6 protein-coding genes are annotated in these 7,998 nt (G+C 71.3%); 1 reads left to right on the plus strand and 5 read right to left on the minus strand.

What is annotated here, in order from left to right; all coding sequences use genetic code 11:
* The first annotated feature begins 115 nt into the window (after positions 1 to 115).
* The gene (locus ACFWY9_RS37355) at positions 116 to 898 is read left to right on the plus strand and encodes a thioesterase II family protein (RefSeq protein WP_378324721.1); all 783 of its coding nucleotides are present in this window, start codon (positions 116 to 118) and stop codon (positions 896 to 898) included.
* On the opposite strand, the gene ACFWY9_RS37360 is transcribed toward ACFWY9_RS37355, so the two are convergent.
* The 5 genes from ACFWY9_RS37360 to ACFWY9_RS37380 are packed head-to-tail and all read right to left on the minus strand — an operon-like array spanning position 876 to position 7,855.
* On the minus strand, positions 876 to 2,621 hold the full coding sequence (locus ACFWY9_RS37360) for an ABC transporter ATP-binding protein (protein ID WP_378341118.1): 1,746 nt from the start codon (positions 2,619 to 2,621) through the stop codon (positions 876 to 878). The genes ACFWY9_RS37355 and ACFWY9_RS37360 overlap by 23 nt on opposite strands.
* Positions 2,618 to 4,438: an ABC transporter ATP-binding protein gene (locus ACFWY9_RS37365; protein ID WP_378341119.1), complete on the minus strand. Its 1,821-nt coding sequence runs from the start codon at positions 4,436 to 4,438 to the stop codon at positions 2,618 to 2,620. Before ACFWY9_RS37365 ends, ACFWY9_RS37360 begins: the two co-directional genes overlap by 4 nt.
* A 55-nt stretch (positions 4,439 to 4,493) precedes the next feature.
* The gene (locus ACFWY9_RS37370; protein WP_378324717.1) at positions 4,494 to 5,267 is read right to left on the minus strand and encodes an SDR family NAD(P)-dependent oxidoreductase; all 774 of its coding nucleotides are present in this window, start codon (positions 5,265 to 5,267) and stop codon (positions 4,494 to 4,496) included.
* Positions 5,268 to 5,324: 57 nt separating this feature from the next.
* Positions 5,325 to 6,458 carry a saccharopine dehydrogenase NADP-binding domain-containing protein gene (locus tag ACFWY9_RS37375; RefSeq protein ID WP_378324716.1) on the minus strand — a complete coding sequence of 378 codons (1,134 nt, stop codon included), beginning with the start codon at positions 6,456 to 6,458 and terminating at the stop codon, positions 5,325 to 5,327.
* Positions 6,455 to 7,855 (minus strand): thioesterase domain-containing protein, encoded by a 1,401-nt coding sequence (locus ACFWY9_RS37380; RefSeq protein WP_378341120.1) that lies wholly within the window; start codon positions 7,853 to 7,855, stop codon positions 6,455 to 6,457. Before ACFWY9_RS37380 ends, ACFWY9_RS37375 begins: the two co-directional genes overlap by 4 nt.
* Positions 7,856 to 7,998: the final 143 nt, after the last annotated feature.

Here is a 7,998-nt window from a genome sequence, read left to right on the forward strand (position 1 = left end):
TTTATGACGGACTCCTGCAAACTCCTTGCGACTTGCCTGCGACAGGCTCACGCTAAATTAACCGGTAGTCAACGACTGCGATTTCGGCTGCCTCGAAGAATGGGGTTGGTGGTGCATGGTGCTGATTGGCCAGGACGACCCGTGGCTGCGGTGTTTCACTTCCGGGCAGCGGGCAGCTGTGCGTCTGGTGTGTTTCCCGCATGCGGGAGGCACCGCCGGCTTCTATCGCGACTGGCAAACGGCGCTGCCGCCGGACGTGGAACTCCGCGTGGTGCAGTATCCGGGACGCGAAGAGCGCATCAACGACCCGTGCGTCGACGACATGGCGGAACTGGCCGACCGGATCACCGCTGCCGTGCTGCCGCTGGCGACCCGGCCGCTGGTGTTGTTCGGGCACAGCATGGGTGCCGCGGTCGCCTACGAGGTGGCTCTCCGCCTCGAGGAGCGGCGCCGCCCTCCGGAGCGGTTGCTCGTTTCCGCGCATCCCGCACCGCACCGGCAGCGCGGCGGCTCGGTGCACCTGCTCGACGACGACGGACTGGTCGCCGAACTCCGTGGCCTCGGTGGTACCGGGACCGGCGTGCTGGACAATGCGGCACTGCGCGAGGTCGTGTTGCCGGCGGTGCGCGGCGACTACCGCCTGATCGAGAACTACCGGCCGCGCGCGGTGCGGCCGCTGGCCACGCCGGTCGTCGGGCTGCTCGCCGACCGCGATGGTGAGGCCACCCATGACGAGATGAGCGACTGGGCACTGGCCACGACCGGCCGATTCGAGCTGCGGGTGTTCCCCGGCGAGCATTTCTATCTCGTCGGCCACCGCCATGCCGTGATCGAGGAGATACTGCGCGGTCTGCGCCTGCCACACGCCGGCCGGGTCAGCTGGCCGTCCACGCCCTGACCGTGGCCGAGCCGGTGAGCCGCCACTGGGCCGCCCTGCTGCGCTCGGTCCAGAACGCGGCGTAGCGGCCGCCCGCGGCCAGCAGTTCGTCGTGGGTGCCGCACTCCGCGATCCGGCCCTCGTCCAGCACCGCGATCTGGTCGGCGGCCTTGACCGTGCTCAACCGATGCGCGATGACCAGCAGGGTCCGGTCGGTGCTCAACGCGTCCTGCACGGCGGCTTCGGTTTCCCAGTCCAGTGCGGCGGTCGCCTCGTCCAGGACCAGAATCGGCGCGTCCTTCAGCAACGCCCTGGCGATGGAGACCCGTTGCCGCTCGCCGCCCGAGAGCAGGGCACCGCCCTCGCCGACCATCGTGTGCCAGCCGCCGGCGAGCCGTGCGACGATCTCGTCCACCCGCGCCCTCCTGGCCGCCTCGGCCACGTCCGCGTCGGGCGCGTCCGGTCTGCCGACCCTGATGTTCTCCATGATCGTGTCGTTGAACAGGTAGACGTCCTGGAACACCAGGGACATCCGCGCCATAAGCTCGTCCTGGTCCAGCTCGCGGACGTCGACCCCGCCGATCCGCACCGCGCCGGCGTCCACGTCGTGGAATCGCGCGATCAGTTTGGTGACCGTGGTCTTGCCTGACCCGGACGCACCGACCAGCGCGGTCATGCTGCCCGGCGGGATTCGCAGGCTGACCCCGTCGAGCACCGGGCGGTCACGGTAGGCGAAGCGCACCGAGTCCAGCTCGATTCCGTTGTCCGACGGCGTTTTCGGGTCATCCGGTGTCGGCAGGGGCTCGGCGGCGAGCACCTCGTTGATCCGGATGAGCGCGTTGCGCGCGACCCTGGCGGCGCCACCGATGTCCGAGGCCGCCATGATCGGCTCGACGAACCTGGTCGCCAGTACGAGCAGTGCCAGCAGTTCCGCCGCGCCAAGGGAACCGCCGAGCGCCAGGTAGACGCCGAGGATCAGGATCGCGGTGTAGGCGGCCTGGATCACGAGCGCGAAACCGATCGTGCCGGGCAGCCCGAGCAGGATCATCCGGCGGCTCGCCGCGTGCTGCGCGGCCAGCGATCCGGCGAGCGGCTCGTGGCCGCCGGTCGTCCGGCCGAACGCACGCAACACCTGCTGGGCCCGTGCGAACTCGATCACCCGGTCGGCCGCTTCGGTAGTGGCCTCGTCCCGGACCAGGTCGGCCCGTTGCACCAGGGAACCGCTCCACCGGTAGGCCCCCACCAGCACCGGCGCCGCGATCAGCGCGGCCAGCGCCAGCCGCCAGTCGAAGCTGAACATGAGCACCACCACGGTGGCCGGGGTGACCAGTGCGGTGACCAGTGGCTGCAGCAAATGCGCCGGGACACCGATGATCTCCAGGACGTTCTGGCCCGCCAACCGGCTCACCTGGCCGACACGGGCGCCGGTGAACCAGCCGAGCGGTAGCCGCACGAGGTGGTCACCCAGTCGCTCGTGCAGCTGGCGGGACAGCGCCGCGCCGCTGGCGTAGCCTGCCAGCTGCGCGCGGTACTGCGCCACCGCGTAGGCGATCGTCACGACGGCGAGTACGCCGAACCATCGCCACGCCGCGGGATAGTCGGCGGCGAACAAGGCGCGGAGCACCGGAACGAGCAGGACGAAGGCGACGCCCTGGAGTACCGCGGTCAGCCCGAGGCCGAACAGCAGAAGCCGCAACGGCCTGGTGTTGCCGGCACCGAGCGCCGCGATGAGCTGGCGGATCACGGCCGTTCCTCCTTGACGTCCACTGTGGATTGATCGGATCGGTCGTGCGAGTGCCACATCCTGGCGTAGGTACCGTGCAGCCCGAGCAGTTCCTCGTGGGTGCCCCGTTCGACGACCCTGCCGTTGCCGAGCACCACGATCTGGTCGGCCCGCACGATGGTGGACAACCGGTGCGCGATCACCAGCAGGGTCCGCCCGGCCACCAGCGTGGACACCGCGTCCTGGATCGCCGACTCGGACTCGGAGTCCGCCGACGCGGTCGCCTCGTCCAGCACCAGGATCGGTGCGTCCGCCAGCAACGCCCGGGCTATCGACATTCGCTGGGCCTCACCACGGGAAAGCTCGATGTCCTCGCCGATCACCGAGTCGTATCCGTGCGGGGCGGCCAGCAGGCGCTCGTGCAACCGCACGGCGCGTGCCGCGGACCGAACCTCGTCGACCGTGGCGTCCGGGCGGGCCAGCCGGAGGTTGTCGATGGCCGGGGCCCGCAGCAACTGCACGTCCTGGAAGACGAAGGCGACCAATCGGTACAGCTCGGCGGGGGGAATCCGCCGGATGTCCACCCCGCCGATGCTGATCGAGCCGGCGGTGGTGTCGAAGAACCGGGGCAGCAGCGCCGCGACCGTGGACTTGCCCGATCCGGACGGCCCGACCAGCGCGGTGACCGTTCCGGGCGAGAGGGTCAGGTCCACCCCGCGAAGGACGTCGACCTGGTCGTCGTAGGAGAAACGGACATCCCGGAACTCCACCGTCCGCTCCTTCGGTGCCGTTCCGCCGGCGGGGGTAGCCAGTTCGGGGGTGGCCAGCAGGGTGGTGATCCTGGCCGCGGCCAGCCGTCCGGCCCGCAGGCTGTCCCCGCCGTGACCGAGTGCGGCCACCGGCGCGGTCAGTGCGAGGCCGAGCAACGCGAACGGCAGTACGTCGACCGGGGCGAGCGCGCCGCCCGCGGCGAGCCCGATGCCGCCCGCCAGCAGCACCAGCAGCGAGAAAACGGGGGAGAGCAGGAAGTTCCGGCTCGCGGCGAGATGGACCACGGTACGTACCCAGCCGAGGAAGAAGTCGGAGAAGTCATGGGCGGCCGCGCGGAACCGCTCATGGGCCCGGCCGGACTGGCCGAACGTCTTCACCACGGCGATGCCCTGTACGTACTCCACCGCGCTACCGGCGATCCGCGCCATGGCACGGTCCACAGTGTCCTGTTCGCGTTTCCGGTCGCCCGCACCGAGCCGGAAGTGCACCAGCAGCCCGAGCGAGGGCGGCACCAGCGCGACCAGGGTCATCCGCCAGTCGACGGTGACCAGATATCCCAGCGACACCAGCGGAACGACGATCGCCGACGCGAGCTCGGCAGGGGAATGCGCGACGAGATGGTGCAGCGCGGTGACATCGCTCTGCAGTGCCTGGTTGACCGACCCCGAGCTGTGCCGGCCGAACCAGCCGAGCGGCACCCTGGCGAGCCGGTCGGCGAGACGCCGCCTGATGCGCAGCTGGAGATCGTTGTCGGCGAGGTGGGTCACCAGGCCGGCGAGCGCCAGCAGGATCAACCGGAGCAGCAGCGCGGTGGCGCCGACCAGGGTGATCGTCCACGCGCGGCCGGCGTCGGCGGGGCCGTCGGCGAGCAGCACCCGGCCGAGCTCGGCCACCGCGATGAACGGGACCACTCCGGCGGTGGCGGAGAGAATCTGCAGCCCGACGGCGAACGCGAGCCGGCCGCGGACCGGGCGCACCAACGCCCGCAGCGCGGACCTTTCGGTGCCGCCGCCGGGTGCCGCGGGGGAGGTGTCCGTGGGCTCGGTGTCGGTTGCCACCATGGTCATGGCCCGAGTATTGCACAGTGTCTAAGAAATAAGCACACCCTTACCAGTTGGCCGGTCAGGACAGTGTGTAGCCACCGTCGATCACGATCTCGCTGCCGGTGTGGAACAACGGCTCCGGCGCCGCCAGGTAGACCGCCAGCCTGCCGAGATCGGACGGCTCGCCCCAGCGGCGTACCGGGGTCCGGCCGGTCATCCGCTCGGTGAATCGCTCGGACCGGCGGAACCGGCTGGTCATCGGCGTGTCGATCCAGCCGGGCACCATGGCGTTCACCCGGATCCGATGCCGGGCCAGCTCCACCGCCACCGACTTCGCCAGCGCCAGCACACCGGCTTTGCTTGCCGCGTACTGGGAACCGAGTGCCTGGCCGCGGAGCCCGGAGATGGACGAGATCGCGACCAGCGACCCGCCGCCGTTGTCGATCATGTGCCGCGCGGCGGTCTGGAAGGTGAGGAACGTTCCCTCCAGGTTGACCTGGACGACTCGGTGGAATTCCGCGGGCGAGGTGCCGGCGAACGTGGACTGTCCTGCCGTGCCGGCGGCGGCGAAACACGAGTCGAGCCGCCCGAACCGCTCGACAGTGCCCGCCAGGCTCCACGCCAGCTGTTCCGGGTCGGTCACGTCGCATTCGGCGGTGTGTACCTCGGCGCCGGCGGCCATCAGCTCCTTGGCCGCGCCGGCGTTCTTCTCCGTGTCCCGGGCCCAGATCGCGATCCGGGCACCCGCCTGTGCCATCGCCTGTGCGATGCCGAAGCCGATTCCGCTGTTGCCACCGGTGATCACCGTGACATGACCGGTGAGATCGCCGAGCGTGCTGTCCGTGTCCACCATGCACCTTCTCCCGAAAGGAATTCCGTTCCTCGCCGACCCGATGAACGCCGGGCGCGCCTACAACGCGCCTTCCTCGACGACGTCGGCGGTACCGAGCGGTGTGTCCAGCACGGTCAGCACGTCCACCACGCCGGAAGCGCGCAGTTCGTCGTAGGCGGCCTGCGGTGCCAGCGCCTCGTCGGCGTGGTGCACACCGGCGCCGATCTCCCCGCCCAGCACGGCCAGCGCGGTGCGGGCCGCGATCGTGCCGTTCAACCGGTAGGGCTCACGCACCCGGAGCAGCAGGGAGCGGGTGGCGGGCCGGCCGTCCAGCTCGCCGTCCAGTTGCGCCAGCAGCACCAGATACGGCTCGGAGCCGACCAGGTCGACCTCCGCCGAGCGGCTGAGGTCGAGCACCATCGCGGCGGATTCCCCGGCGCCCTGCCAGTGCGCGCGGTTCAGGGTCGCCAATGTCTGCCTGCCGGGGTAGACGTTGTACCAGCTGAGCTCGGCGAGGCCGAGGGCGGCACCGAGCCGTTCGGCTTCGGTGCTCAGATACGGCAGGGCGGTCACCGGCTCGGGGAACAGCGGCAGTTCGGCATCGGGCAGCGGGCTCAGCGCACGGGAGGCGCGGGCGCCGCCCCGCCACATCGCCAGCGACTCGCCGAACCCGTTGTGCAGGCTGGCCAGGAAGTCGGCCGCGCCCGCGGGCGGGAAGTGGTCGAGGCCGCCCATGTAACACAGCAGGCGGCGTGGCCGGCCCGGGTACTGCCCGGCAAGCCAGCGCGGCAACAGTCCGGAGAGACCGGGCAGGACACCGGCGGAAAGCACGGCGGTCCGTCCCGGTGCGGTGCCTGCCAGCAGCTTATGGGTGGCGTCGTAGCCGCCGACGTCCACGTAGTCCGCACCGGCGGCGAACGCGGCCCGCGCGACCCGGTCGGCGATCCGGTAGGACGGCCCGGCGCAGTTCAGCACGACCCGGCAACCGGCGCAGAACCGCGCCAGGCTGTCGCCGTCGGTGAAGTCCACCGCCATCGCCTCGGCAGGCGGGCCGGACGTGGCCGGCTCGGTGGTGACCAGTTCGCGCGCGGCGGTGAGGTTCCGGCCGCCGATCCGGACCCGCGCCGCCGCGGAGCGCAGTATCCGCCTGCTGGCCGTGGCGCCGACCGCCCCGTAGCCACCGACGACGCCGATCAGCGGCGGTCCGGTCATCGGGTCCACACCTCCCTGGCGAGCAGTTCCGCCGAGCGGCGCGCGTTGCCGGCGTCGAGGCAGTGGAAATGGTCGCCGGGGATCTCGCGCACCCGCAGCGTGCCGTGGCACAGCTCGCCCCAGAACTCCTCCAGGTTCGCCGGCTGGCCAGGCAGGAACTGGCCGGCACCACTGTGCCGGAGCAGGGTGAGGTCGCCGGTCCACGGTTCGGCCCGGTGCTCGATCACCGCGCGCAGGCTGTGCTCGAAAACGTCGTACATCGGGCCGAGCCGTTCCGGCTTCCGCACGTCGCCCGCCGGTGTGGATCCGTTCTTCACCGGCGACATTTCGGTCAGCGCCGATCCGGTCGCGACCAGCTCCCGCGCGATCTCGCCGAGCCGGTCCTCCCGGCTGCGGGTGGCCAGGTCCCGCATGGTCGCGGCGATCGCGTCCAGCTCGGGGTCGCCACCGATCCTGCCGAACGCGCCGGGCACCAGGTGGCCGGGGTTGTCCGCGAGGGCGGATCGCAGCGCACGGCCGAACAGCTCGTCGTCACCGGGGAACCCGGCCCGCCCCGCTTCGATCCCCATCACCCTGCTGAACAGGTACTCCATCAGCAGGGGGTCGTCCACCCGATAGGGCGGGCGGTAGCTGCTGATCACCGCCAGGGTGGTCACCTCGGCGCCCCGGCCCGCGAGCCGGCGGGCGAGCTCGGTGGCCAGCAGCCCGCCCATGCAGTACCCGACCACATGGAACCGCCCGCCGACCTCGGTGACGAGCCGGTCGGCGTAGTCCTCGGCGAGCCGTTCGAGCAGCGTGGCCGAGTCCATCGCCAGGTACGGCCCGACGTCGTTCACCGCGAACCCGACCATCGGCATCGTGCTCCGGTACCTTCCGGTCAGCTCGCCGACCAGCGCCCGGTACGGCGCAAGGGTTCCGCTGCCGTCGTGCACGAACACGCCGACCGGCTGATCGCTGTCGAGCCGTCGTGGCAGCCGATCGCCGACGACCGGCATCAGCGGGCTCACCGGGTGACCGTGCCCGGATCCGTGGTGCTGCCGGAAGTGCGTGGCCAGCGCGGCGACGGTCGGGCGGAGCAGCATTCTGCGCAGCAGGCCGTCCCATTCCATGCCTCCCGCCTCGGCCACCTGTTCCCGTAGCCTGCTGACCAACTGGGCCACCAGCAGTGAGTCACCGCCGAGTTCGAAGAAGCTCCGGTCACGGGAGACGGCGGGCAGGCAGAGTACTTCGGCCCAGACCGCGGCGATCCGCCGTTCCAGGTCGCCGACCGGTTCCGCGCCTGCCGAGGTGACCTTTTCCGCGGTGCCCGGCAGCCAGGACTCCAGGGCCCTGCGGTCCAGTTTCCCGTTCGCGGACAGCGGGATCGCGTCGACCACCTGAATTTCCGACGGGATCATGTACTCCGGCAGCGGCGGGGGGGGGGGTGGGCCGCGGCGGGGGGGTCGGGCACAGTGGGGTGGGGGGGGGGCGTGGGGGGCGCGCGCGCGTGGTGACGCGCGGCGGCGCGCTCCGGGGGGGGCCGGGGGGGGGACCGCCCGCG

The organism is Amycolatopsis sp. NPDC059027 (genome assembly GCF_042739735.1).
In the GTDB taxonomy this organism is placed as follows: Bacteria; Actinomycetota; Actinomycetes; order Mycobacteriales; family Pseudonocardiaceae; genus Amycolatopsis.

Excerpts from the sequence above, each read along its gene's own strand:
- ACFWY9_RS37355 (WP_378324721.1), top strand. The coding sequence starts at position 116 with ATGGTGCTGATTGGCCAGGACGACCCGTGGCTGCGGTGTTTCACTTCC.
- ACFWY9_RS37365 (WP_378341119.1), bottom strand. The coding sequence starts at position 4,438 with ATGACCATGGTGGCAACCGACACCGAGCCCACGGACACCTCCCCCGCG.
- ACFWY9_RS37370 (WP_378324717.1), bottom strand. The coding sequence starts at position 5,267 with ATGGTGGACACGGACAGCACGCTCGGCGATCTCACCGGTCATGTCACG.
- ACFWY9_RS37375 (WP_378324716.1), bottom strand. The coding sequence starts at position 6,458 with ATGACCGGACCGCCGCTGATCGGCGTCGTCGGTGGCTACGGGGCGGTC.
- ACFWY9_RS37380 (WP_378341120.1), bottom strand. The coding sequence starts at position 7,855 with ATGATCCCGTCGGAAATTCAGGTGGTCGACGCGATCCCGCTGTCCGCG.